Below are 25231 nucleotides of genomic sequence, written 5' to 3'. Positions count from 1 at the left end.
CCTGGAGCCGACCATGCCCGCACGCACGAAAAAGAACGGCCCTGCCCGCTCCTCCGAAAAATCGTCCACGTCCTCCCCGGCCGCTCTTTCGCCCCAGGACCTGCGCTGGCGCTGCGACCCCGCCTCCCTCGGCTTCTCCTCCACGGCCGATCTCGAGCCCCTGGACGAGATCCTGGGCCAGAAGCGCGGCGTGGAGGCCTTCGGCTTCGGCATGGGCCTCACGGGCAAGGGCTACAACATCTTTCTCACCGGCCCCTCGGGCACCGGCAGGCTCTCGACCATCAAGCGCCTCCTGCACGACCTCTCGGGCGAGGACGGCGTGCCCGAGGACCTGGCCTACGTGAACAACTTCAAGCACGCCGAGCAGCCCATCCTGCTGCGCTTCACCGCGGGCAAGGGGCTCGAGTTCCAAAAGGGCATGAAGGAGTTCCTGGAGCAGGTGAAGCGCGAGGTGCCCCAGATCTTCGAGAGCGAGGAGTACATCCAGCGCAAGAACTCCATCGCCGAGGCGCACGAGAAGCGCGTCATGGCCTTCTACAAGGAGATGGAGGAGAAGGTCCGCGACACGGGCCTCGTGGTCGTGAACATGCAGATGGGCCCCTTCACGCGGCCCGACGTCCTGCCCGTGGTGGACGGACAGCCCAAAAGGCTCATCGAGCTCGAGGACATGGTGGAGCACGGCCGCTTCCCGCGCGAGGAGTTCGAGCGGCTGAAGGGCAAGCGCGAGCAGGTCAAGGAGGAGATCGACCACATCATCCAGCAGGTGCGCGAGATGCAGAAGGAGGTCCAGAAGAAGCACGAGGAGGTGGACCGCCTGGTGCTCATGTCCTGGGCCCAGGAGGCCATGAAGCCGCTGCGCGAGAAGTATGCGGAGCAGAAGATCGAGGACTACCTGGACGCGGTGCTCGAGCACATGGTGGAGAACCTCGACGACCTGCGCAACCTCGGCAAGCAGATGCAGGGCCCCATCCCCGGCATGATGATGACCCCGCAGGCCGAGGCCGTGCTGCACCCCTACGAGGTCAACCTGATCGTGGACAACTCGGAGACCAAGGGGCCTCCGGTGATCATCGAGTCGTACCCCACCTACAGGAACCTCTTCGGCTCCATCGAGCGGGTCACGGACCGCACCGGCACCTGGCGCACGGACTTCTCGCGCATCAAGGCGGGCGCCTTCGTCAAGGCCAACGGCGGCTTCCTGGTGCTGAACCTCATGGACGCGATCATGGAGCCGGGCGTCTGGCCCACGCTCAAGCGCTCGCTCAAGACCGAGCAGATCGAGATCGAGACCTACGACCCCTACTATTTCTTCACCGCCACGGGGCTCAAGCCCGAGCCCATCCCCATGAAGGTCAAGGTGGTGGTCTACGGCGACTCCTACCTCTACGCCCTGCTGCGCGCCTACGACCCGGACATGGGCAAGATCTTCAAGGTCCGGGCCGACTGGGAGACGAGCATGGACCGCGACGAGGAGGCCGTCTCCAAGACCGCCCGCTTCGTGAGCGCCATCTGCGACGAGGAGAAGCTCGCCCCGTTTTCCGCCTCGGGTGTGGCCCGCGTGGTGGAGGAGGCCGTGCGCATGGCGGGCAGGCGCGAGAAGATGACCACGGCCTTCCCGCGCCTCACGGACCTCTTGCAGGAGGCCGACTTCTTCGCCCGGCGGGCGGGCGCGGACACGGTCGAGGCCGAGCACGTGCAGGGGGCGGTGGACGCGCGCATACACCGCCACAACCAGATCGAGGAGCGGCTGCAGGAGATGATCGACCGCGGCTCGCTCTTCGTGGACGTCACCGGCGCGGCCGTGGGCCAGGTCAACGGGCTCGCGGTCTACGGCATGGCCGACTACGCCTTCGGCCGCCCCTCGCGCATCACCGCCTCGGTCTCCATGGGCAAGGAGGGCATCATCAACATCGAGCGCGAGGCCGAGCTTTCCGGCCCCACGCACAACAAGGGCGTGCTCATCCTCTCGGGCTGGCTGCGCCGCACCTTCTCCCAGAACCGGCCGCTCACCCTGGCCGCGTCCATCGCCTTCGAGCAGTCCTACGGCGGCATCGACGGCGACTCGGCCTCGTCCACCGAGGCCTACGCGCTCCTGTCCGCGCTCTCGGGCGTGGCGTTGCGCCAGGACGTGGCCGTGACCGGCTCGGTCAACCAGAAGGGCGAGGTCCAGCCCATCGGCGGGGTCAACGAGAAGATCGAGGGCTTCTTCCTGTGCTGCAGGCACAAGGGGCTCACCGGCACGCAGGGGGTGATGATCCCGGCCGCCAACGTCAAGGACCTGATGCTCGCGCCCGAGGTCGTAAAGGCGGTCGGGGAGGGGAAGTTCCACGTCTGGGCCGTGCGCACGCTGGAGGAGGGCATAGCCCATCTCACCGGCCGCGAGGCCGGAACGCGCGACGAGCACGACAAGTTCCCCGAGGATTCGGTCTTCGGCCTGGCCGACGCCAAGCTCACGGAGCTGGCCGAGGGGCTGCGCGAGTTCATGGGGAAGAACGAGGAGAACGGCGCCAAGGGCGGCAAGTCCCGCAAGGGCGCCTCCAAGGACAAGAAGTAGTCTCACGCGGCGGGGGGCCGCAGGGGGAGAGATGAACGGCGGTCGGCGGGAAGAGGGGGGCGGACTGCGCCTCGAAGAGGAGTGCGCGCGCCTGCGGCGCAGGGTGGGGGAGCTCGAGGACGAGGTCTCCCGGCTGACCGCGGCGCAGCTCGACCGCGCCATGCTCGCGGCCATCCTCGAGCAGACCGGGGACCCGGCCGTGATCAAGGATCTCAACCATCGCGTCATCGCCGCGAACATGGCCTTCGCCCGGCTCGCCGGGCGCGCCTCGCCGCGCGAGCTGACGGGCCTCACCTATCCCGAGCTCTTCGGACTGGACCCCGAGCGCGAGCCGCTGCGCGGCTACATGGCCGACGACCGCGCCGCGCTCCGCCTGCCCCCGGGCGAGGCCCTGACGCGCGAGGAGACCGTGGTCCTGCCCTCGGGCGAGCGGCGCGTCTTCCTGGCGCGCAAGTTTCCCGTGCACCAAGGGGGCGAGGCCGTGGCCACGGCGGCCATCGCCAGCGACATCACGGACCGCAAGCGCACGGAGCTGACGCTCTACGCCCTGGCCTCGGCCCTGGCCGCGGTCACGGCCCAGGATTTCATGCACCCCCTGACCGCCAACCTGGCCCGGACGCTCCAGGCGGACGCGGCCTTCGTGGCCGAGCTCTCGCCAGACGGCCGCAGCGCGCGCACCCTGGCCATGTGGCGCGACGGCGTGCACGTCCCGCCGAGGGCCTTCGCCCTTGCCGGGACGCCCAACGAGGTCGTGGCCCAGGGGCGCAGCGTGCTCGTGGCGCGCGGCGTTCGCGAGCGCTATCCGGACGACGCGGCGCTGGCCGGGGAGGATGCCGAGGCCTACGCGGGCATCCCGCTGCGCGATTCCCGCGGCGTGGTGCGCGGCGTCATCGGCGTCTTCTTCAGGCGCGAGCTCACCGAGCCCAAGGTCGTGGATTCGGTGCTCTCGGTCTTCGCGCAGCGCACCTCGGCGGAGATGGAGCGGGCCGGGGTGGAGGCGGAGCTCGCCCGGCGCGAGGCCGACTCCCGCCTGCTCTTCGACCGCTCGCCCGTGGGGCTCAGCATGGCCACGCCCACGGGCGCGTACCTGCGCGTCAACGACGAGTATTGCCGGACCCTGGGCTACGCGTCGGGCGAACTGCTCGGGCGGCACATCTCCGAGATCACCCATCCCGACGACCGGGCCGAGGACTCCCGCCTGAAGGATGCCCTGCTGGCGGGCGAGATCGAGGCCCTGACGCGCGAGAAGCGCTTCGTCACGCGCTCGGGCGAGACCATCTGGTGCCGCGTGTACGGGCGGCTGCTGCGCGACGCCGACGGCGAGCCCCTCTACTACCTGGCCACCATCCAGGACGTGACCGCGCGCCGGGACATGGAGAAGGAGCTGGTGGCGGCCAAGGAGCGGGCCGAGTTCGCGAGCCGCACCAAGTCCGAGTTCCTGGCCAACATGAGCCACGAGATCCGCACCCCCCTGAACGGCGTGCTCGGCATGCTCCAGCTCCTGGAGCTGACCGAGCTCTCGGACGAGCAGCGCGAGTACGCCCGCACCGCGCTCTCCTCGGGCAAGGGGCTGCTGCGCCTGATCAACGACATCCTCGACTTCTCCAAGATCGAGTCCGGCAGGATGGAGCTCGAGGAGAACCCCTTCAAGCCCGCGGAACTCTTCGAGAGCACGGCCAGGCTCTTCGCCCTGCAGGCCGCGGACAAGGGGCTGAACATGACCACGGAGATAGACGCCTCCGTGCCGGTCTGGCTGGTGGCGGACTGCAACCGGCTGCAGCAGGTCCTCTACAACCTGCTCGGCAACGCGCTGAAGTTCACGGAGCACGGCGGGGTGACCATGCGCGCGCGTTGCGAGGCGGCGTTCACCTCCGGCGGCGAGGCGGACCCGCACCACACCGTGCTCCGCGTGGAGGTGGAGGACACCGGCCCGGGCATCGACGCCGAGTTCCTCGAGCACCTCTTCGAGCCCTTCACCCAGGCCGACGGCTCCTTCTCCCGCCGCTACGAAGGCACCGGCCTCGGCCTGTCCATCGTCAGGCGGCTGGTGGAGATGATGCACGGCAGGGTGGAGGTCGACAGCCGACCGGGCGAGGGCACCACGGTGCTCTTCACCCTGCTCGCGGCGCCGGTTCAGGGCGCGGAGTCCGAGGCCCTGGGCGGCGAGGACGAGGTGCGCGCGGCCCCGCAGGACAGGCCCCTGACCGTGGCCCTGGCCGAGGACAACCCGGTCAACCGCTACCTCATCGCGCGCCTGCTGGAAAAGCTCGGTTGCATCCCCCTGGTGGCCGAGGGCGGGCAGGAGCTCCTGGACATGGCCGCGCAGGGCGCGCGGCCGGACGTGGTGCTGCTGGACGTGCAGATGCCCGGCATGAACGGCCTGGAGACGCTGCGCCTGCTGCGCTCCATGCCGGACCTGGGGCAGGTGCCGGTGATCGCGGTCACGGCCCACGCCCTGGTCGGCGACAGGGAGCGCTTCCTGGCCTCGGGCTTCGACGACTACCTGGCGAAACCACTGGCCCTCTCGACGCTGCGCGACACCCTGGACGCGCTGCGCGGCCGTTGCGCCTTTTCCTGAGCAGACGTCCGGACGAGGCCGCGCGGAGCCGGATCAGGCTCCGCTTCGGCGCGCGGGGCGGCGGCGCGCGCCGTCCTCGAGCAGCCTGACGAATTCCTCGGGCGGCAGGGGAGGGCTGAAGAGATAGCCCTGGTAGGAGTCGCATCCGCGGGCGCGCAGGAAGCGGCGGTGGTCCTCGGTCTCTATGCCCTCCGCCACCACGGTCAGTCCGAGGCTCCTGGCCATGGACAGGATGGCCTCCACGATGCTGGCGTTGTTCTGGTCGCCCGGCAGGTCGCGCACGAACCCCCTGTCTATCTTCAGCGAGCGGATGGGAAAGCGGCGCAGGTGCGAGAGCGAGGAGTAGCCCGTGCCGAAATCGTCGATTGCCGAGGCCACGCCCAGGGCGCAGAGCTTGTCCAGGACCGTGCGCACCCGCTCCTCGCTGCGCAGGAGCGCCGTCTCGGTCAGCTCCACCTCCAGCCTGTCGGCCGGGAAGCCGGATTCCTGAATGATCCCGGCAACCACCTCCGAGAGGTCGCCCTGCTCGAACTGCCGCGCCGAGACGTTGACGGCCAGGCGAAGATCGTGGCCGAGCTTCCGCCAGTGCGCGGCATGGCCGCAGGCCTGGCGCAGCACCTCCTCGCCGAGCAGGGTGATCAGGCCGCTCTCCTCGGCCTGGGGCACGAAGGCGGCGGGCATCTCGAGCCGTCCCTTGCGCCGCCAGCGGACCAGGGCCTCGGCGCCGATGACGCGGCTGCTCGCGAAGTCCACCTGGGGCTGGAAGTGCACCTCTATCTCGCCGCGCTCCATGGCCCGGCGCAGGAGCCGTTCGGTCTGCATCCGCTTCTTGGCCTGCCGCGTGAGCTGGCGGGTGTAGAGCTGCCAGCGGCCGTGGCCGGACTCCTTGGCCCGGTACATGGCCAGGTCCGCGTTGCGGATGAGCATCTGCGGATTCACGCCGTCGTCCGGAAAGACGGTCACGCCGGTGCTGACCGTGAGGTGGTGGGGCACGCCGCCCGCTGCCAGCGGCTCCGCGAACGCCGCGGTGATGCGCTCGCAGACGCGCAGGGCGTCGGCCTGGTCGCGCAGGTCCTCGGCCATGATCACGAACTCGTCCCCGCCCAGGCGGGCCACGGTGTCCCCGGCGCGCATGAAGGCCGTGAGCCGCCGGGCCACGTCGCACAGGAGCTCGTCGCCCACCTGGTGCCCCATGGAGTCGTTGATGCGCTTGAAGTCGTCGATGTCCAGGAAGCAGACGCCGAGTCGCGCGTTCCTGCGCTCCGCGCGGGCCACGGCCATGCCGAGGCGGTCCTGGAACAGGGCGCGGTTGGGCAGCCCCGTCAGGGAATCGTGGTGCGCCTGGTAGCGGATCCGCTCCTCCTTCTTCTTGTCCTCCGTCATGTCGTGGAACAGGGCCACGTAGCAGGGCGTCCCGTCCGGACCGTCGGGCACGGCGCCGACGGAGAGGCGGGCCGGGAAGCTTCCGCCGTTCTTGCACGGGCAGGCTATGTCGCCCGCGTATTCCCCCTTTTCGCGAAGGCCCGCGACCATGGCGCGCAGCGTCTCCCGTCCGTTGTACCGCACCACCAGGCGCCGCAGCAGGCGGCCGCCGATCTCCTCGTGGCCGAAGCCCGTGAGCACGTTGAAGGCCGGGTTGGCTTCGAGCACGCGGCCTCGGGCGTCGCAGACGAGGACCGCCTCGATGGCGTGGGCGAAGGCCTGCCCCATGAGTTCCAGGCGGCGCTGCGCCTCCTTGCGCGCATCGACCTCGCGCCTGAGGGCTTCCTCCTGCGCGGCAAGGCGGGCCAGGCTCTCGCGCAGGGCGGTGTTCTTGCGGCGCAGCAGGCTGTAGAGCTCGAGTCCCTCGAGCGAGGAGGCCGCGCTCTGCAGGAGGATGGTCAGCATGGGCAGGCAGGTGTCCGGAAGCTCGGCGAAGGAGGCGGCGCCTATGGAGCCGATCATCAGCCCGCGCACGCGTGCGGCCGTTGCCAGGGCGTGGACCACGAGGCGACTGCCCTCCCCGCGGCCGGCCACGTGCACGCCGCGCAGCCCGCGCAGGGCCAGGCCGGTGATGCTCTCCGCGGCCAGCCGCTCGAACTCGGCCGTGAGTTCGGCCCCGGCCTCCCCGGGCAGGGACAGGCGAAGCACCATGTTCGCGCTGTCCTCGTCCACGAGCCAAAAGCCCAGGGTGTCGAAAGGGATCAGGCGGCGGACGCGCGCGACCGTGTCGCGCAGCACGTCGTCGGGACTCTCGAAGCGGCCCGGCGCCGCCTCGAAATCGCCCGAGCTCGCGGCCAGCTCCAGGGCGTCCAGGGTGGCGCGGCGCTGCTCCTCCAGATGGCGCAGGCGGCGCTCGAGCTCGGCCAGGGGCATGGCGTGTCCGTCGGGCGTCTTATGCATCGTCGTCGAGGAGGATCTTCAGGATGTCGCGCATCTGGCTTTCGGCCTGCGCGGCCAGGGACGGCAGAAGGCTCGGCTGGATGCCCAGCCGTTTCCACGCCGCCGGGTCCAGGGGCGGCACGCGACGCGTGCCGCTGTGGCCGAGCGCCAGGGCGTGGGCCACCAGGTCGGCCACGTGCACGAGCGCCGCTTCGGCCGGGGCTTCGGCGCGCCCGGGCGCGTGGTGGCAGTCCACGACCCGCTGCAGGTTTTCGGGCAACTGCCACTGGGCCATGAGCAGGCTGCCCACCCGGGCGTGCGAGACGCCCCATTCGCGCCGCTCCAGGGCGTCCATGGGCTCGCATTCCGCCGCGCCCAGCAGGACCATGCGCCGCGCGTGCTCCGGAAAGTTGCGGAACACGGCCAGCCTGCCCACGTCGTGCAGCAGCCCGGCCACGAACATCCGCTCCTCGCCGCCGGTGCCGACGTGGGTCGCCAGCAGGCGCGCCAGCACTCCCACGGATACGGAGTGCTCCCAGAAGGCGCGCATGTCCAGGAACTCCGGGGGAATGCCGGAGAAGACAGTGGTCACGGCGATGCCCAGGGCCAGGTTGGTGATCTGGATGGTGCCCACGATGGCCACGGCGCGCTGCAGGGTGTCCACCCGGCCGGAGAAGCCGTAGAAGGGGCTGTTGACGATGCGCAGCAGGCGCGCGGAAAGGCTCTGGTCCCGGCCGATGACCTCGGCCACGTGGGAGGCCGAGCTCCTGGGGCTCTTCACCGCCTCCACGATCTCGTTGAAGACGGCCGGGAGCGAGGCCAGCTCCTGTTCGCGGCCGAGCATCTCCTCGCAGTCCAGGGGCGGCTGTGGAGGCGGCATCTCGCCGGGCGTGGGCTTGGGGCCGCGCAGGCGCACGGCCGCCTCACGCGCGCAGGCGCGGGAAAGCCCCCGGGCGTTGCGCTCGAGGAATACCCGGACCAGGCCGCGAACGGCCGGGTGGCGCCTGTCAGTGGCCTTGAACCGCCACTCGGCCAGCAGGCGCAGGATATTCAGGACGTCGGGATCGAGGCTTTCCAGGGCGCTCTGTTTGGCTTGGGCGGCCGAGACGCCGCGCACGTCCGCCTCCGCGACCCCCCAGATGCGGCAAATGCGGAGATGCTCCTCTCCCACGGCCTGGCCGCCCTTGAGCAGCACGCGGCCCTGGGGGGGGCGCAGGTCGCGGTCCAGCACCATGCCCGGCCGGACATCCTCGATATTGATGACCCCCATCTTCTTCCCCGGATGTGTATTCGGGAAGTACATAATTGACCGAAATCCAAATGTGAATACGTATTCACCCTCAAAAGGAAGAAAAACCCTTTCCGGGCGGGCCGTTTGCGGCGGGGAAGGAAACAGCGGGCGCAACGGACTTGCGCCCCGGCCCCTCGGTCTATACAGTGCCCTGCCCGGCCTGCCCAGGCCCCGGGCGCGGAGGCACGTACATGGTCACACCCGGATTTCTGACCGCCCTGGAGCGGTCCTGCCTGGGGAATCTCGAAGCCCTGGGGCCCTGGGCCTATCTGATTCTGGCGGCGGTCATCTTCTGCGAGAGCGGCGTCCTGCCCCTGGCCTTCCTGCCGGGCGACTCCCTGCTCTTCGCCGTGGGGGCGCTCACGGTGGTGGACGGCCCCTACCACTTTCCCTTCATGTTCGGCCTCCTGACCGTCTCGGGAGTGCTCGGCTACGCCTTCAACTACCGCATGGGCAAACGCTTCGCCCGCGCCGTCAAGCGGCGCGGCAAGGTCCTCATCGTGCGCGAGCGGCACCTGCGCGAGGCCCGCTCCTTCTGCGAGCGCTTCGGCGTTGCGGGCATCGCCATCGCCCGCTTCTTCCCCTTCGTGCGCACCTTCGCGCCCTTCGTCGCGGGCATGGCCGACATGCCCGGCCGCCTCTTCGTGGTCAGCTCCGTGGTCGGGGCCGCGCTCTGGACCGGCGCCTTCCTCCTTGCGGGCAGGCTCTTCGGCAACATCCCCCTGATCCGCGACCATCTGGCGACCATCGTCATGGTCGTGGTCACCTTCTCGCTCGTGCCGCCGGCCGTCCGGGCGCTCTGGCGCCGCTTCGGCCCGGGCCGCGCACGGCGCGCCCGCGCCGAGGCCGAAGCCGAGGCCGCCGACGGCAACTGCGGGATCGGCGGCGGGACCGGCGGCGGGATAGGCGGCGGGATAGGCGAAGATACAGGGGAATAGCAGGGAGAACCGGCGGCCATACGCCGGAACATACGACGAAGACGGAAACGGCCGGGGCTTTGCCCGGCCGTCTTTTTTGCGGAAAGGTCCGCGCCCGGGACTAGCCCAGGCGGAAGAGGGTGCGCTGCAGCAGGGCGGCCTGGCCCGGGGTGTCTGTCTCCAGTCCCAGGCCCACGAGCTTCTCCTCGGGGCTCCCGCCGGACAGTATGCGGCGCACCGTGGCCACGCCCTCCACCTCCCAGCTCTCGGCCTGGCCGAGGATGAAGCGCATCCGCGCGTCGAGCGCGGGCACCTCGGTGCGCAGGGCCGCCAGGGCGCCGCGCGCCGAGATGTCCACCAGCCTGACCCGGCCGATCCCCTCGAGCCTGAGCACGAGCCCCCACTCGCGGCGCACCGGCAGGCGGTGCACCGTGCGCAGGCTGGTCTCGCGCACGCCCGAGGGCGGACTGACCACCAGGGATTCAGCGTTCACCTCGAGCAGCCGCGCATGGTAGCCGAGCGGCCTGGCCGCGCCGCCCTCGTCCGGCAGGGGCGGGGCCGCGATCTCCATGACCCTGCCCGCGGCCGAGGAGGGCAGGGGCGGCTCGGGCTGGGACAGCTCCAGGCGCTGCGCGTCCATGTCCACGACGGCGACCTCGCGCGCGTCGATGGTCTCGCGCAGGAGGTCCTCCTCCACGATGAGCAAAAGCCTGCCGCTTTTCGCTGCGCGCTCGCGAAACGGGGCGAGAAGATCGATTTCCTGGCTCATTGGTCAGCCTCCCGGCCGTTCCCGCGGCCTCCGCCTATTTGGGCGGGGTCACGTCTGGGATGGTGAAGAGCTTGTCCGGGGCGTTCGGATCCGCGACCTTGGTCTTGACCGGCTCGCGCGGGGGCTCGGCCTCCTCGACGCCGCCCTGGAACCGCTCCTCCCCCGTCTTGGCCTTCGCGGCCTTGTCGTCGATGACCAGGATGCTGATGCGGCGGTTGCGGGCGTCCTCGGGCTTGTCCGGCAGAAGCGGCATGGATGCGGCGAAGCCCGCCACGCGCGCCACCTTGGTCGGGTCCATGCCCGCCTCCATAAGGGCCTTGCGCGCGGAGAGCGCCCGCTCGGCCGAGAGGTCCCAGTTGTCCTGGCCGCTGCCGTTCACGAAGGGCTTGGCGTCCGTGTGGCCCTCGATGGCGATCCTGTTGGGCAGCCCGGCCAGGGAGGCGCCGATGGCTTCGAGCGCGCGCAGGCCGCTTTGCGTCAGGTGCGGGCTGCCGGAATCGAAGATCGGGTTGCCGTCCGTGGCCGTGACCTGCACCCGCACCCCCTCGGGCGTGCGCGAGAGCAGCACCTGGTCCGCCATGTCGCCGAGCTTCTCCTTGACGGTCTTCTGCAGTTCCTGCTGGATCTGCTGCGGCGTGAGCGCGCGCTCGGGCGGCGGCGAGAGCAGCTTCTGGCGCAGCTCGCTCGGCTTGGTCTCCTCCAGGGCCGGGGGCGGGTTCGGCGTGGGCATGCTGACCACGGCCCCGCCCGTCTCGGGCATGGGCGGCTTGGAGCTGCCGGACTGGAAGATGTTGAAGTCGTTGAAATAGTCGGACAGTGCGGCCTTCTGCGCGGAGCTCGTGGAGTTGAGCAGCCACATGAGCAGGAAGAAGGCCATCATGGCCGTCACGAAGTCGGCGTAGGCCACCTTCCAGCTGCCGCCGTGGTGGCCGTGGCCGCCCTTCTTGATGACCTTGCGGATGATCGGCTGCTGCTGCTCAGCCTTTGGCACGCTTGCAGCCCTCCTCGACCTCGGAGAAGGTCGGCCGGTGCTCGCCCGGCACGGCGCGGCGGCCCGCCTCCACGGCCACGAAGGGCGCCATGCCCTTGGCGTACATGGACAGCGCGGCCTTGATCACGCCGCGCATGATGGTGCGCTCGTGGGCCAGGTGCTCCAGGTGCTTGGCGATGGGGCCGACGAAGCCGTAGGACATGAGGATGCCGAGGAAGGTGCCGACCAGGGCCGCGCCGATGGAGTGGCCGAGGACCTCCGGCGGCTCCTTGATCTTGCCCATGGTCAGCACGACGCCGAGCACCGCGGCCACGATGCCGAGGCCCGGCAGGGAGTCCGCGATCATGTTCATGGCCGCGGGCGAGACCAGCTCGTGCTCGGCCTGGGTGTCGATGTCCAGGTCCATGAGGTCGTCGAACTGGTGCGGCTCCATGTTCGAGGCCAGCAGCACCTTGATGTTGTCGCACAGGAAGTCGACCATCTCGTGGTCCTTGGCGAAGTGGCCGTACTTCTGGATGATGGGGCTCGACTCGGGCTTGTTGACGTGGGGCTCGAGCGCCAGCATGCCCTCGCGCCGGGCGAGCGAGAGGAACTCGAAGAGCAGGTAGAGGACCTCGAGGAAGGACGTCTTGCCGTGGTCCTTGCTCGTGATCATCAGCGGGATCTTGCGCAGGGTGCCGAAGAAGACCGCCTTGGGCGAGGCGATGATGAACGCGCCGAGCGCCGCGCCGCCGATGATCATCACCTCGGCGGGCTGGAAGAGGACGTGCATGTTGCCGCCTTCGACCAGATACCCGCCGATGACGGCCCCGAGCACCACGAAAAAGCCTATGAGCGAAAACATGCAGTGCCTCCGGGGGGTAGGGCGGCGGAAAGGTCGTCGGCCCGGACCGTGCGCGGCGCCCCCCCACTGCGCCGTCCGCGTCTGTCCGTAAAGGCGCGACATACCCCACTTCGTTCAGTGTGTGAAGGGGCGGGCCCGCCCCCTTCCCGCCTCCGGCCGTTGGCGCCCGTTCCCTGCGCGGTCCGCCCGCCGGGGCTTTCCGGCCTCATGCCCGCCCGCCTGCCGGGCCGCGCCGGACGGGAAAATATAAGCTCGATTGACTGAACGTGCGTTTCAATTGTAGCAGAGCGGCATCACGAATGAAACGCAGCCGTGAGAAACGCACCAGGGGAGGAACGGCATGAAGAACATGAAGCTCGGAGCCAAGTTGCTCGGCGGATTTCTCGCCGTGGCGCTGGTCGTGGCAGCGGTCGGCTACATCGGTCTGCAGGGGGTGGGCACCCTGAACTCGAGCGTGCATCGGATCGGCCTCGAGCAGCTGCCGACGGTGCAGAACATGCTCGAGATCGAGTTCCAGATCTCGCGCATCCAGACCGCCATGCGTACCCTCATGAGCCCGGCCCTGAGCAGCCAGGACCGGGCCCGCCAGTACGACAACATCGCCGCTGCGCGGAAGGACTACCGCCAGGCGGTCCAGGAGTATGAGGCCGAGCCCAAGAGCGCAGCCGAGGCCGCCGAGTGGGAGAGCATCAAGCAGGTCATCGCCAAGGCAGTGGCCGCCAACGAGAAGGCCACCGCCCTGTCCGGGCGCCTGGGCGAGCTCGACATCCTCGATCCCGCCAAGCTCATCGCCGACCTCAACTCCTTCCGCGGCGACCACCTGAAGCTCGAGAGCGAGGTCTCCCTGCTCCTGTTCGCCGGGCAGCGCTTCGAGGGAGGCGACGACCCCACGGCCTGCCGCTTCGGCCGCTGGCTGGCCGGCTTCAAGACCAGCAACCCGCAGCTGGCCGCGCTCGTGCAGCGCATCCGCGGCCCGCACGACGCCTTCCACGCCGCGGTGGGCGAGATCAAGCAGGCCCAGGCCGCCGGACAGGCCGCCAAGGCCCAGGAAATCTTCAAGACCCGCATGCTCCCGGCAGCCGCCCAGGTCATGGCCGTCTTCGGCGAGATGACCCAGCTGGCCCAGCAGGCGGCCGACACCTACGACCAGATGAACACCATCATCATGGGCGAGTCGCGGACCTCCATGGCCGAGGCCTTCAAACGCCTCAGCACCCTGGCCGGCCAGGTCGTGAGCGGGGCCCAGGACAGGGTGCACGAGTCCGTCGCCGCGGGCACCACCGCCAGGAACATGATGGTCGGGGGCATCGGCATCGGCCTGCTCGCCGCCGTGCTGCTCGGCATCTTCCTCACCCGGGCCGTGACCGGCCCGGTCAGGAAGGGCGTGGACTTCGCCAAGGCGCTGGCGGGAGGCGACTTCACCTCGCGCCTGGACATCGACCAGAAGGACGAGATCGGCATCCTCGCCAAGGCGCTGAACGACATGGCCGACCGCATCGGCCAGGTCGTGGCCGAGGTGCGCGGCGGGGCGGAGAACGTGGCCTCGGGCAGCCAGGAGCTCTCCGCCTCCTCCGAGACCCTCTCCCAGGGCGCCACGGAGCAGGCCGCGAGCGTGGAGGAGATCTCCTCGTCCATGGAGGAGATGGCCTCCAACATCCGCCAGAATGCCGAGAACGCCCGGCAGACCGAGAAGATCGCCCTGCAGTCGGCCAAGGACGCCGAGGAGGGCGGCCACGCCGTCACCGAGACCGTGTCCGCCATGAAGGAGATCGCGGAGAAGATCTCCATCATCGAGGAGATCGCCCGGCAGACCAACCTCCTGGCGCTGAACGCGGCCATCGAGGCGGCGCGCGCGGGCGAGCACGGCAAGGGCTTCGCCGTGGTCGCGGCCGAGGTGCGCAAGCTCGCCGAGCGCAGCGGCCAGGCCGCGGGCGAGATCAGCGAGCTCTCCGGCCGCAGCGTTGAGGTGGCCGAGAAGGCGGGCTCCATGCTCGTGAAGATGGTCCCGGACATCAAGCGCACCGCGGACCTCGTGCAGGAGATAGCCGCGGCAAGCGCGGAGCAGGACGCGGGCGCGGAGCAGATCAACAAGGCCGTGCAGCAGCTGGACAAGGTCGTGCAGCAGAACGCCTCGGGCGCCGAGGAGGTGGCCTCCACCTCCGAGGAGCTCTCCAGCCAGGCCGAGCAGCTGCAGGCCAGCATGGAGTTCTTCCACATCTCGGAGCAGACCGCGCGCCGCCCGGCCGCCCGGGCCCTGCCCGCCGCCCGCAAGGGCTCCTCCCCGGGGCGCGCCGCAGCACAGCCCTCCGCCTCCTCCGGCCGCAAGAATACCAAGGGGCTTCAGGGCGTCCGCCTCGAACTCGGCGAAGGCGACGACGACGACGGCTTCGAGCACTTCTAGCCGGGTGGCCGGGGAAGGGCGGCGCCCCTCTCCGGTCCCTCCCGTGGTCCGCTGAAAGCGGCGCCGTCCTGTGCGCCGCCGCAAGAAAGAAAAGCCCGGCGCGCAGGCCGCCTGCGCGCCGAGCCCGCTTTTTCCGCTCCCTGCGTCCGGCGTTCCTGGCGCGACCGGAGCATCTTCCTCATTCCTCTTTTTTCCTGTCCCGCGGAACTTTCGCGGCCCTGGCCGAAAAAAAGTTTCGCCCGGTCTAAACGAAATCCGGATTCGGTCCGTAATGGGGGTATGGACCCGGCGTGGTGCCGGGCAGTTGCAGGAGGAAGAGGACATGGGCGATTTGAGCGGCAATCTGACGGCCCCGGTGAAGAGCGGAGTGGAACTTGCCCCCGGCATGCGGGCGATGCTTCTGAACCTGATCCGCGAGGAGCTGACGCGCGTGACCGGCCGGGCGCAGCCCGCGGCTGTGGAGACGGTCCGGCTGATGACCGAGAAGCGCCTGGAGAGCCGCATGATGCTGGCCGACGCCGGAGACAACGCCCTGACCCCGAGGAACATGGCCCTGGCCTGCCGCGAGGCGATGCTGCACTGGCTGGTCTCGGCGCACTACCCCCTGCAGCACACGGCGGACCTGCTGGACGCGGTGCTCGTGGCCGCAGGGCAGGAGCCCTCCATCCCGCACACCTGCCCGGATCTCCTGAGCCCGTGGCAGAAGGTGGTCCTCGGGCTGCTCTTCATCCAGGGGATGCGGCTGGACCGTGCGGCCTCCTTCCTGGGCATGTCCGCGGACCCGCTGCGCGAGGCCCTGAGCGAGGCCGTGACGCGGGTGCAGGGGCTCGGGCTCCGCGTGGGCAGCAGGCACCGCTCCGCGCAGGCCTGAGCGCTTTTCAATACGGAAGACGCCTCCCGCGGGGAGGCGCGCGCAAGCCGGGCCCACGCCCGGCTTCGTCGTCTGGGACTGCGGGTTCTCCGGTTCCTGCGCGCTTGCCAGTGGCGTGGAGGGGGGGTAGGGTCCCGTTCCCTACGGAGGCCTTCGTGACAGTCCATCTTTTCGTTCCCTGCCTGGTGGAGCATCTGGCTCCGGAAATCGCCGAGGACACGGCGCGGGTCCTCGCCCGCGCGGGCTGCGAGCCCGTGCTGCCCTCGGGCCAGACCTGCTGCGGCCAGCCCCTGTACAAGTCCGGCTCCCATGCCGAGGCCAGGGAGCTCGCGCGGCGCTTCATTTCCCTGTTCGAATCCGCCCGGTGCGTGGTGGCGCCTTCGGGCTCGTGCGTGACCATGGTGCGCAAGGGCTACCAGGAGCTTTTCCGCGACGATCCCGCCTGGCTCGAGCGCGCGCGGGCCATGGGCGCGAAGACGTTCGAGCTGACGGAGTTCCTGGTCAGGACGCTCGGGCGGCTGGATTTCGGGGCGCGCTTCCCGGCCAAGGTGGCGTTCCACGATTCCTGCCAGGTGGGCCGGGCGCTCGACAACCACGACTCGGGCCCGGCGCTGCTGGCGCGGGTGCGCGAGCTGACCCTGGTGCCGCTCGCGCGGCCCGAGACCTGCTGCGGCTTCGGCGGCCAGTTCGCCTTCGAGCATCCCGAGATTTCCGCGACCCTGGCCGGGGAGAAGCTGGACGACGCGCTCAGCGCGGGCGCCACGCACGTGGTCACGGCCGAGCCGAGCTGTCTCCTGAACCTGCGGGGCACCATCCAGCGCGGCGGCATGCCGCTGAAGGCCCTGCACATCGCCCAGGTGCTGGCGCGCAGGCTCTCAGGCGCGGACGAGAGCGAAGGAGGCAGGGCATGAGCACGGGCAGCAAGGATTTCGCCCGGCGCAGCCGCGAGGCCCTGGCGAACACCGACCAGCGCCGCACCATCACCGACGCGGCGGCGCTCTTCTCCTCCCTGCGCGAGCGCGCCTTCGGGCAGTGGAGCGAGGCCGAGACGCGGCTGGCCAACGCCGCCTCGGCCCGGCTCCGCGCCCTGACGCATCTGCCCGACCTGCTGGTGCAGGCCGAGGCCGAGGTGACGCGCAACGGCGGCACGGTGCACTGGGCCGGGAGCGCGGACGAGGCCCGCTCGATCATCCTCTCCATCGCCCGCGAGAAGGGCGTGAAGAGCGTGGTCAAGGGCAAGTCCATGGTCACGGAGGAGATCGGCCTGAACCCGGCGCTCGAGGCCGAGGGGATGGAGGTCTTCGAGACGGACCTCGGCGAGTACATCGTGCAGCTGGCCCACGAGCCGCCCTCGCACATCATCGCGCCCGCGCTGCACAAGTCGCGGCGCGACGTGGCCGAGCTCTTCGCGCGCACGCTCGGCGAGACGGGCGAGGAGCCCGAGGAGCTGACGGCCATCGCGCGCAAGAGGCTGCGCCGGGCCTTCCTGGAAGCGGACATGGGCATCACGGGGGTCAACTTCGTGATCGCCGAGAGCGGTGTGGTGGGGCTGCTCGAGAACGAGGGCAACATCCGCGCCTCCACCACCTGCCCGCGCGTGCACGTGGCCCTCATGGGGCTGGAGAAGGTGGTGGCCACGGCCGAGGACGCCGTGGACGTGCTGCAGGTCCTGCCGCGCAGCTGCACGGGCCAGGCCATGCCCGCCTACTTCTCCCTGCTCGGCGGCCCGCGCCGCCCGGGGGAGAGCGACGGGCCCGAGGAATTCCACCTGGTCATCCTGGACAACGGCCGCAGCCGCATCCATTCCGACCCGCTGCTCATGGGCGCCCTGGCCTGCGTGCGCTGCGGCGGCTGCGTGAACTCCTGCCCGGTCTACCAGCGCATCGGCGGCCACGCCTACGGCGCCACCTATTCCGGCCCCATCGGCATCCTCCTGTCCTCGCTCCTGGACGGGGGCGAGGCCCACGCGGAGCTGCCCGGCGCCTGCACCACCTGCGGCGCCTGCGCCGAGGTCTGCCCGGTGGGCGTGAACCATCCCCGGCTGATCATCGAGCTGCGCCGCCGCATGCGCGAGGAAGGCGAGCAGGGCGGCTGCGGGGCGATCTCCACCCTGATGGGCAAGGCCTTCGCCTTCGCGGCGAAACACCCGGCCCTCTTCACCATGGGCGCTTCGTCGCTGCGCGCGGTGGACCCGGAGCTGAAGAAGCTCTCGCGCCTTTCCCCGCTGCGCGGCGCCGCCGCCACGCGCTCCCTGCCGTCGCTGCGCGAGCCCTTCGCCAAGCGCTGGCCGTCGCTGCGCAAGAGCCTGGACGAGGACAAGTCATGAACGCCGCTGAAAGCACGGCCCGCGAGAACATACTGACGCGCCTGCGCCGCGCCCGCCATGCCGGGGCGCCCGAGCGCCGCGCCGTGGAGCCCGAGGCCGCGGCCGCCGCCCTGGCCGACGACCGCGAGGGGCAGGCCGGGCGCGTGGCCCGCCTGGAAGAGGAATTGAAGAAGCTCACGGCCCGCTTCGTGCGCGTGACCACCCCGCGCGAGGCGCGCGAGGCAGTGGCCGCGCTGGCCGCGGAGCACGGCGCCGCGAGCGCCGTGGCCTGGGACCATCCGCTGCTCGCGGCCCTGGACCTGCCCGAGGCCCTGGCCCAGGCGGGCGCGCGGCTGCTGCATCCCCGCGAGGGAGAGGAGGGCGCTGCGTGCGGCGCCTGCGGGACCGTCGCCTGCGCCGCCGAGGCCGCAGTGGGGCTGACCGCCGTGGACGCGGCCATCGCCTCCACCGGCACCCTGGTCCTGGCCGCGGGGCCGGGCCGTCCGCGCGCCGCCTCCCTGCTGCCGCCGCTGCACGTGGCCGTGGTCCGCGCGGACCAGATCGTGGCCGGGCTGGACGACCTGCCCGGCGTGCTGGCGAGGCTGCGCGACGAGGACGGCCTGCCGCCCTCCGGCGTCTTCTGCATCTCCGGGCCCAGCTGCACGGCGGACATCGAGCTGGTCAAGGTCTTCGGCGTGCACGGCCCGACCAGGCTCGCGGTCGTCTGCCTGGACTTCTCGGCGTAGGCCCGCCCGGCGCCGTTTCGGCGCTGCCGCCTTTTGTCGACGATCCGGCACGCAAACGTACGGCCGGGCGGCAGGCCCCGGCCCGCGCCGATCGCCGCCCGCCCGTGCGGCCGGACGGCGGCCGCGGGTGATTGACAAATGGGTCATTTTTTCACATGCCACCTCTTCCGCCCTTGCGCTGCGGCCTTATCTCTCGTGCGCGCACCACACACGAAACGGAGACACGAAGAAGCGTCATGTCCAATACCATCATTCTCAAGGAATCCCTGATCCCGGGCCAGACCAGCAAGCTGGTCATCCACGCCCCGGCCGTGGCCGCCAAGGCCAGGCCCGGCAACTTCGTCATCCTGCGCGTGGACGAGCGCGGCGAGCGCGTGCCGCTGACCATAGCGGACGCGGACACCGACAACGGGACCATCACCATCGTCTACCTCGTGCTGGGCACCACCACCGCCACCCTGGAGAACCTGAAGCAGGGGGACGAGATCCTCGACCTCTGCGGTCCGCTGGGCAAGGCCACGCACATCGAGAAGCAGGGCACCACCATCTGCGTGGGCGGCGGCACCGGCATCGCGGCCATGCACCACATCGCCAAGGGCCACCACCAGGCGGGCAACAAGGTCATCGCGGTCATCGGCGCGCGCAGCAAGGACCTGCTGCTCTTCGAGCGCGAGCTTGCCAAGTTCGCGGACGAGGTGCTGGTCTGCACCAACGACGGCAGCGCCGGACGCCAGGGGCTGGTCACCGAGCTGGTCAAGGAGCGCCTGGAGCAGGCCGGGGCCGAGCCCATCGCCGAGGTCGTGGCCGTGGGACCGGTGCCCATGATGGCCGCCGTGGCCGAGACCACCCGTCCCTTCGGCGTCAAGACCACCGTGTCGCTCAACTCCATCATGGTCGACGGCATCGGCATGTGCGGCGCCTGCCGCGTGAGCGTGGCCGGGAAGACCAAGTTCGCCTGCGTGGACGGTCCGGAGTTCGACGGCCACAAGGTGGACTTCGCCGAGCTCGGCAAGCGCCTCAAGGCCTTCAGCGCCATGGAGCGCGAGTCCCTGGCCCACCACGAGTGCACGTGCAACGGCGACGCCGAGGGCAACGGCCGCAAGGCCAAGAAGAAGACCCTCGCCCCGCGCACGCCCATGCCGTTCCAGGCGCCGTCCGAGCGCATCAAGAACTTCAAGGAAGTGGCCCTGGGCTACACCACCACCCTGGCCATGGAAGAGGCCAAGCGCTGCATCCAGTGCAAGAAGCCCGGCTGCGTCTCCGGCTGCCCGGTCGAGGTGCCCATCCCCCAGTTCATCGCCTACCTCGCCGCCGGACACGTGGAGGACGCCTACAAGGTCATCAAGTCCACCAACAGCCTGCCCGCCATCTGCGGCCGCGTCTGTCCGCAGGAGATCCAGTGCGAGGGCTCCTGCGTCCTGGGCAAGAAGGGCCAGCCCATCGCCATCGGCCGCCTCGAGCGCTTCGTGGCCGACGAGTACCTGCACCGCGACGCCTGCGACCTGTTGAGCGACGGCGGCCGCCCGGCCTGCCCCTACATCGACCCGCAGAAGAAGGTCGCCTGCATCGGCTCCGGCCCCTCGTCCCTGACCGTGGCCGGGTACCTGGCCACGCGCGGCTGCAAGGTCACGGTCTTCGAGGCCCTGCACGAGGCGGGCGGCGTGCTCATCTACGGCATCCCCGAGTTCCGCCTGCCCAAGACCGCCATCGTGCACAAGGAGATCCACGCGCTGAAGCAGCTGCAGGTGGAGTTCGTGCTCAACGCCGTGGCCGGAAAGACCTTCTCCGTGCAGGAGCTCTTCGACCAGGGCTACAAGGCGGTGTTCCTGGGCGTGGGCGCGGGGCTGCCGAAGTTCCTGAACATCCCGGGCGAGAACTCCATCGGCGTCTTCTCCGCCAACGAGTACCTGACCCGCGCCAACCTCGGCCGCGCCTACGACTTCCCCAACTACGACACGCCCATCTACTGCGGCCGCAGCGTGACCATCTACGGCGGCGGCAACGTGGCCATGGACGCCGCGCGCACGGCGCTGCGCCTGGGCGCGGAGAAGGTCTCCATCGTCTACCGCCGCACCGTGGACGACATGCCCGCGCGCCACGAGGAGATCGAGCACGCCATCGAGGAAGGGGTGCACATGGAATGCCTCGCCTCGCCCCTGGAATTCCTGGCCGACGAGGGCGGCAAGCTGCGCGCGGTCAGGCTCCAGCGCATGGAGCTCGGCGAGCCCGACGCCTCGGGCCGCCGCTCGCCCCGCGCCGTTCCCGGCGACGTCTACGAGATGGAGACCGACCTGGCCATCGTGGCCGTGGGCACGCGCTCCAACCCGCTGCTCCTCGAGAACGAGTCGGCGCTTGAGACCAACGAGCGCGGCTACCTCCTCGTGGACGAGGAGACCTGCGAGACCAGCATGCCCAACGTCTTCGCGGGCGGCGACATCGTCACCGGCGCGGCCACCGTCATCCTGGCCGCGGGCGCGGGCCGCAAGGCCGCCAAGGAGATCGCCCGCCGCTTCGGCCTCGACTAGGCCCGAGACCCCGCGCGAACGCACGCGCGGACGACCGGTAAAGAATACAGCGAGAGGCCGCCTTCGGGCGGCCTCTTCGTTTTGGCGGGGAGGGAAGAGAAAGGATGCCTCCGACGGGCAGAGGCGCGGATTGCAGGCTTTTCGCGCGAGGCGGATGCCGGAGTGTAAGCTTCCGCGACAAAGCTCTCGGGACCGCCCTGCGGCGGACAACGGCCTGCCTGCCTGCATCCGTCGGCATCCGGCGTGCCCAGGCCTTGTCGCCGGATTTTACATGCATACCTAAGCAGTTGTAAATTATCGATAATCATCGTCCATGACGGGGGCGGCAAAGGTTTGCGGCCAGAGGGCTTGCGCGTTTGTCCCGCGCTGGCGGGACAGGGTGAGGGCCAAGCATGTTTCTTGCTTTCCTGAATTGCGAGGGGTGAGCGAGAGGCGTCCGCCGGAGCGGACAGGGAGGCTGCCATGTCGCGCAGTGCGATATCCGGATCCATTCTTGCCATCTGTCTTCTGCTGGCCGGAACCTCCGCCTATGCGGAGATGGTTCCGACCCTATCGATCAACGCGCTGTACTGGTACGATATCAAGGCGAGCCAGAAGGGATTTTACTTCCCGGACGGGTGGTTCGACCAGCCCCTCATCGCGACTCCAAACATCGGACTTGCGGGCCTGATACAGTTCGAGGGGCTCTACAATTATGACGGTCCCTGGACCCCCGGCGGGCGGTACACCATAGCCGCACCGGGCTCGAGCTATGCCCGCAACGTGATGTGGCTCATTTTCAAGCAGGTGAATCCGGCCGAGTACGACGGCTACAACACGGATTTCCTGGCCCTGTTCTATTACATGGGGATGGGGGAGGCGGTCGAGCCGCTGTACGGCCCGGCCGACTTCACGGCTGGGCAGTACTACTCTCTGCGCATCAACGGGGTGGACGTGAACTTCGTCACGGCTGCCGCGACGCCCGAGCCGTGCACGCTGCTGCTCACGGGCCTCGGCCTGGCGGGCGCGGCGGCGTGGCGTCGGAAGAGGCCGCGCCGGGCCGCCTAGGCGTGCAGCCTGGAAAGGGAAGTCGTCCCTGTCGGGCGCCGAAAGGCCCGGGGCACCGAGCGTGCGCCGGGCCTTTCGCCGTTCATTCCGGCCTTCGGCTCTCTCCCCGGCCCGGAGCGCCGTCCGCTCCCTCGGCCAGCCGCCGAAGACGCTCTTTTTCCTTCACGCCTGGACTCAACGGCGCCGGACGGGCTATACGTGGGAGCATGGCTTCCCGGACGCGCGGCCTCGGCGGGCCGGTGGAGGGAGTTCGGGAAGGAACGCGAGCATTCGGGGAGGAGCATGGCTGTCGAGCACGCCTGGGCCCGCGAGACGGAGGAGGTACTTGAGGCCCTCGGCGTCGAACGCGGGACCGGGCTTTCGGCCGCGCAGGCGCGCAGGCGCCTGCGCCGGTACGGCAGGAACCGGCTGCGCGAGACCCGGCGCCGGAGCGCCTGGCTGATCCTGCTGGCCCAGTTCAAGAGCCTGATCATCGTGCTGCTCGGGGTGGCGGCCGTCCTGTCCTACGCCTTCGGGGACTGGCTGGAGGGCACGGCCATCGTCGCGGTCATCTGCATCAACGCGGCCATCGGCTTCGCCACGGAGATCGAGGCCGTGCGCTCCATGGAGGCGCTGCGCCGCATGGGCAGGGTGACCTCGCGCGCGCGGCGCGACGGCCGCCTGGCCGAGGTGCCCGCCGAGAGCCTGGTGCCCGGGGACGTGGTGCTCCTCGAGGGCGGCGACCTGGTCCCGGCCGACATCCGGCTCTTCGAGGCCTCGCGCCTGCAGGCCGACGAGTCGGCCCTCACCGGCGAGTCGCTGCCCGTGGGCAAGGCCGCGGCCGCGATCGCCGCCGACACGCCCCTGGCCGAGCGGGGGAACATGCTCTTCAAGGGGACCTCCATCACGCGCGGCTCGGGCGAGGGCGTGGTGGTGGCCACGGGCATGGACACGGAGCTCGGCCGCATCTCCTCGCTGGTGGCCGAGGCCGAGGACGAGACCACTCCGCTGGAGAAGCGGCTGGACCGCCTCGGCCGCAAGCTCGTCTGGGTCACCCTGGCCCTGACCGCGGTCATCGCGGGGCTCGGCCTGGCCAAGGGGCACGACCTGCTCCTGACCCTGGAAACCTCCATCGCCCTGGCCGTGGCCGCCATCCCGGAGGGGCTGCCCATCGTGGCCACCATCGCCCTGGCCCGGGGCATGCGGCGCATGGCCCGGCGCAACACCCTCATCAACCGCCTCTCCTCCGTGGAGACCCTGGGCGCCACGAGCGTGGTCTTCACGGACAAGACCGGCACCCTGACCGAGAACCGCATGTGCGCGAGCCTCCTGGCCCTCGCCCGGGGCGAGGTCGCCTTGGACCCGGCCCGGGGCCTGCTCCTCGACGACCGCACCGTGCGGCCCGACGATCTGCCCGGCCTGGCCCAGGCGCTGCGCGTGGCCGTGCTGTGCAACAACGCGTCGTATGACGGCCCGGGCGAGGGGCCGGGCGAGGGGCCGGGCGAGAAAGGGGGCGCGGACGCGCAAGACGGCGAGGACGGCGACGCCGGAGACGGCGGCGGCTCACGCGGCACGGGCGATCCGCTGGAGGTGGCCCTGCTGGCGGCCGGGGCGCTCGGCGGCTTCACCCGCGAGGGCCTGGCCGCAACCCTCCCCGAGGTCCGCGAGGAGGCCTTCGACACCGAGACCAGGATGATGGCCACCTTCCACGAGCAGGACGACGGCTGCCTCGTGGCCGTCAAGGGCGCGCCCGAGGCCGTGCTCGCGGCCTGCTCGCGGGTCGTGGACGGGGAGGGCGAGACGCCGCTCTCCGCGCAGGCGCGCGAAGAGTGGAACGGGCGCGTAAAGCGGCTCGCCGGGCAGGGGCTGCGCGTCCTGGCCCTGGCGCACAAGACCGTCGCGGACCGGAGCGCCCCGCCCTACGAGGATCTCGCGCTGCTCGGCCTTGTGGGGCTGCTCGATCCGCCGCGGGCGCAGGTCCGCGAGGCCATCGAGGCCACCCGCGCGGCAGGCGTCAGGGTGGTCATGGTCACGGGCGACCAGATACTCACCGCGAAGAACATCGCCAAGGCCGTGGGCATCGCGCACGACGGCGTGCGCACGGCCGAGGGCAGGGAGCTGAAGGCCCCGGAGGACCTCTCCGACGAGGAGCGCGAGAGGCTCCTGGACGTGTCCGTCTTCGCCCGCGTGAGCCCCAAGCAGAAGCTCGACCTCATCGCCCTGCACCAGGCCGCGGGCGAGGTGGTGGCCATGACCGGCGACGGCGTGAACGACGCGCCCGCCCTGAAGAAGGCCGACATCGGCATCGCCATGGGACGGCGCGGCACCCAGGTGGCGCGCGAGGCCGCGGACATGGTGCTCAAGGACGACGCCTTCGCGAGCATCGTGGAGGCCGTGGCCCAGGGCCGGGTGATCTTCGACAACATCCGCAAGTTCGTGGTCTACCTCATCTCCTGCAACGTCAGCGAGATCGCCAGCGTGGCCCTGGCCTCCCTGGCGGGCCTGCCGCTGCCCCTGCTGCCCCTGCAGATCCTCTTCCTGAACCTGGTCACGGACGTCTTCCCGGCCCTGGCCCTGGGCGTGGGCCAGGGCGGGCCGGGCATCATGCGCCGCCCGCCCAGGCCGCAGGGCGAGGCCATAATCACCCGGCGCCACTGGCTGGCCATCGGCGGCTACGGCCTGTTCATCACCGTGGCCGTGCTCGGATCGCTGGCCGCGGCCATCCACGGCCTCGGGCTGCACGGCCGGGAGGCCGTCAGCATCTCCTTCCTCACCCTGGCCCTGGCCCAGCTCTGGCACGTCTTCAGCATGAATGCGAAAGGCTCCGGCCTGCTGCGCAACGACATCACCCGCAACCCCTACGTCTGGCTGGCCCTGCTCCTCTGCCTCGGCCTGATCGCGGGAGCCGTCTTCCTGCCCGCGGCCGCGCGGGTCCTGGGCGTGGTCCCCCCGACCGGAAACGGCTGGCTCCTCGTGCTCGGCGCAAGCCTCTTTCCCCTGGCCGCCGGCCGGATCTTCAAGCGGATGGCGCGGATGTAGGAACGGCCGGAGG

General features: G+C 70.4%; 16 protein-coding genes and 1 pseudogene. 12 read left to right on the top strand and 5 right to left on the bottom strand.

All coding sequences use genetic code 11. The features are described 5' to 3' along the window. Nucleotides 1–13: 13 nt before the first annotated feature. Nucleotides 14–2554 carry a Lon protease family protein gene (locus DSX2_RS06175; RefSeq protein WP_020880305.1) on the top strand — a complete coding sequence of 847 codons (2541 nt, stop codon included), beginning with the start codon at nucleotides 14–16 and terminating at the stop codon, nucleotides 2552–2554. A 31-nt stretch (nucleotides 2555–2585) separates the two neighbouring features. Continuing rightward, nucleotides 2586–5132, top strand: a complete 2547-nt coding sequence (locus tag DSX2_RS17495; protein ID WP_020880304.1) for a PAS domain S-box protein — start codon at nucleotides 2586–2588, stop codon at nucleotides 5130–5132. Nucleotides 5133–5165: 33 nt separating this feature from the next. Here DSX2_RS17495 and DSX2_RS06165 read toward each other — a convergent pair whose 3' ends face one another. Continuing rightward, nucleotides 5166–7514: a bifunctional diguanylate cyclase/phosphodiesterase gene (locus DSX2_RS06165; RefSeq protein ID WP_236615088.1), complete on the bottom strand. Its 2349-nt coding sequence runs from the start codon at nucleotides 7512–7514 to the stop codon at nucleotides 5166–5168. Then, the gene (locus tag DSX2_RS06160; RefSeq protein ID WP_020880302.1) at nucleotides 7507–8763 is read right to left on the bottom strand and encodes an HDOD domain-containing protein; all 1257 of its coding nucleotides are present in this window, start codon (nucleotides 8761–8763) and stop codon (nucleotides 7507–7509) included. The genes DSX2_RS06165 and DSX2_RS06160 overlap by 8 nt, the downstream gene beginning before the upstream one ends. A 212-nt stretch (nucleotides 8764–8975) precedes the next feature. Here DSX2_RS06160 and DSX2_RS06155 point away from each other — a divergent pair, with 212 nt between their 5' ends. After that, nucleotides 8976–9722: a VTT domain-containing protein gene (locus DSX2_RS06155; RefSeq protein WP_020880301.1), complete on the top strand. Its 747-nt coding sequence runs from the start codon at nucleotides 8976–8978 to the stop codon at nucleotides 9720–9722. Between the two features lie 100 nt (nucleotides 9723–9822). Here the strand turns inward: DSX2_RS06155 and DSX2_RS06150 are convergent, their stop codons facing one another. From DSX2_RS06150 to motA, 3 genes are read right to left on the bottom strand one after another with little or no spacing between them, the layout of a single operon-like run. Then, nucleotides 9823–10470 (bottom strand): hypothetical protein, encoded by a 648-nt coding sequence (locus DSX2_RS06150; protein WP_020880300.1) that lies wholly within the window; start codon nucleotides 10468–10470, stop codon nucleotides 9823–9825. Between the two features lie 34 nt (nucleotides 10471–10504). Continuing rightward, nucleotides 10505–11461, bottom strand: a complete 957-nt coding sequence (locus tag DSX2_RS06145; RefSeq protein ID WP_020880299.1) for a flagellar motor protein MotB — start codon at nucleotides 11459–11461, stop codon at nucleotides 10505–10507. Next, nucleotides 11448–12305 (bottom strand): flagellar motor stator protein MotA, encoded by an 858-nt coding sequence (gene motA / locus DSX2_RS06140; RefSeq protein ID WP_020880298.1) that lies wholly within the window; start codon nucleotides 12303–12305, stop codon nucleotides 11448–11450. Before motA ends, DSX2_RS06145 begins: the two co-directional genes overlap by 14 nt. Before the next feature lie 340 nt (nucleotides 12306–12645). Here motA and DSX2_RS06135 point away from each other — a divergent pair, with 340 nt between their 5' ends. The 9 genes and pseudogenes from DSX2_RS06135 (at nucleotide 12646) to DSX2_RS06100 (ending at nucleotide 25218) form a co-directional block, all read left to right on the top strand. Further along, nucleotides 12646–14706, top strand: coding sequence for a methyl-accepting chemotaxis protein (locus DSX2_RS06135; protein WP_020880297.1), 2061 nt, complete (start codon nucleotides 12646–12648; stop codon nucleotides 14704–14706). Nucleotides 14707–15028: 322 nt separating this feature from the next. Continuing rightward, nucleotides 15029–15577 (top strand): hypothetical protein, encoded by a 549-nt coding sequence (locus tag DSX2_RS18790; protein WP_020880296.1) that lies wholly within the window; start codon nucleotides 15029–15031, stop codon nucleotides 15575–15577. Nucleotides 15578–15732: 155 nt separating this feature from the next. Further along, a complete protein-coding gene (locus DSX2_RS18785; protein WP_020880295.1) occupies nucleotides 15733–16488 on the top strand; it encodes a (Fe-S)-binding protein in 756 nt (251 codons plus the stop codon). Continuing rightward, nucleotides 16485–17903 carry a LutB/LldF family L-lactate oxidation iron-sulfur protein gene (locus DSX2_RS06120; protein ID WP_020880294.1) on the top strand — a complete coding sequence of 473 codons (1419 nt, stop codon included), beginning with the start codon at nucleotides 16485–16487 and terminating at the stop codon, nucleotides 17901–17903. The genes DSX2_RS18785 and DSX2_RS06120 overlap by 4 nt, the downstream gene beginning before the upstream one ends. After that, nucleotides 17900–18628 carry an LUD domain-containing protein gene (locus DSX2_RS06115; protein ID WP_020880293.1) on the top strand — a complete coding sequence of 243 codons (729 nt, stop codon included), beginning with the start codon at nucleotides 17900–17902 and terminating at the stop codon, nucleotides 18626–18628. Before DSX2_RS06120 ends, DSX2_RS06115 begins: the two co-directional genes overlap by 4 nt. 236 nt (nucleotides 18629–18864) lie before the next feature. Next, nucleotides 18865–19704, top strand: a pseudogene (locus DSX2_RS18780) (sulfide/dihydroorotate dehydrogenase-like FAD/NAD-binding protein); the annotation flags it as partial. Between the two features lie 60 nt (nucleotides 19705–19764). Next, nucleotides 19765–21153, top strand: a complete 1389-nt coding sequence (gene gltA / locus DSX2_RS06110) for an NADPH-dependent glutamate synthase (protein ID WP_236615089.1) — start codon at nucleotides 19765–19767, stop codon at nucleotides 21151–21153. 537 nt (nucleotides 21154–21690) lie between these two features. After that, nucleotides 21691–22200 carry a PEP-CTERM sorting domain-containing protein gene (locus tag DSX2_RS06105; protein ID WP_172640011.1) on the top strand — a complete coding sequence of 170 codons (510 nt, stop codon included), beginning with the start codon at nucleotides 21691–21693 and terminating at the stop codon, nucleotides 22198–22200. A 282-nt stretch (nucleotides 22201–22482) separates the two neighbouring features. Further along, nucleotides 22483–25218, top strand: coding sequence for a cation-transporting P-type ATPase (locus DSX2_RS06100; RefSeq protein ID WP_020880290.1), 2736 nt, complete (start codon nucleotides 22483–22485; stop codon nucleotides 25216–25218). Nucleotides 25219–25231 lie beyond the last annotated feature (13 nt).

Source organism: Desulfovibrio sp. X2 (assembly GCF_000422205.1).
In the GTDB taxonomy this organism is placed as follows: domain Bacteria; phylum Desulfobacterota; class Desulfovibrionia; order Desulfovibrionales; family Desulfovibrionaceae; genus Alkalidesulfovibrio.
This window is presented reverse-complemented; position numbering and strand designations above follow the sequence as displayed.

Coding starts and splice junctions, on each gene's coding strand:
- DSX2_RS06175 (WP_020880305.1), top strand. CDS start 14: ATGCCCGCACGCACGAAAAAGAACGGCCCTGCCCGCTCCTCCGAAAAA.
- DSX2_RS17495 (WP_020880304.1), top strand. CDS start 2,586: ATGAACGGCGGTCGGCGGGAAGAGGGGGGCGGACTGCGCCTCGAAGAG.
- DSX2_RS06165 (WP_236615088.1), bottom strand. CDS start 7,514: ATGCATAAGACGCCCGACGGACACGCCATGCCCCTGGCCGAGCTCGAG.
- DSX2_RS06160 (WP_020880302.1), bottom strand. CDS start 8,763: ATGGGGGTCATCAATATCGAGGATGTCCGGCCGGGCATGGTGCTGGAC.
- DSX2_RS06155 (WP_020880301.1), top strand. CDS start 8,976: ATGGTCACACCCGGATTTCTGACCGCCCTGGAGCGGTCCTGCCTGGGG.
- DSX2_RS06150 (WP_020880300.1), bottom strand. CDS start 10,470: ATGAGCCAGGAAATCGATCTTCTCGCCCCGTTTCGCGAGCGCGCAGCG.
- motA (WP_020880298.1), bottom strand. CDS start 12,305: ATGTTTTCGCTCATAGGCTTTTTCGTGGTGCTCGGGGCCGTCATCGGC.
- DSX2_RS06135 (WP_020880297.1), top strand. CDS start 12,646: ATGAAGAACATGAAGCTCGGAGCCAAGTTGCTCGGCGGATTTCTCGCC.
- DSX2_RS18790 (WP_020880296.1), top strand. CDS start 15,029: ATGGGCGATTTGAGCGGCAATCTGACGGCCCCGGTGAAGAGCGGAGTG.
- DSX2_RS06120 (WP_020880294.1), top strand. CDS start 16,485: ATGAGCACGGGCAGCAAGGATTTCGCCCGGCGCAGCCGCGAGGCCCTG.
- DSX2_RS06115 (WP_020880293.1), top strand. CDS start 17,900: ATGAACGCCGCTGAAAGCACGGCCCGCGAGAACATACTGACGCGCCTG.
- gltA (WP_236615089.1), top strand. CDS start 19,765: ATGCCGTTCCAGGCGCCGTCCGAGCGCATCAAGAACTTCAAGGAAGTG.
- DSX2_RS06105 (WP_172640011.1), top strand. CDS start 21,691: ATGGTTCCGACCCTATCGATCAACGCGCTGTACTGGTACGATATCAAG.
- DSX2_RS06100 (WP_020880290.1), top strand. CDS start 22,483: ATGGCTGTCGAGCACGCCTGGGCCCGCGAGACGGAGGAGGTACTTGAG.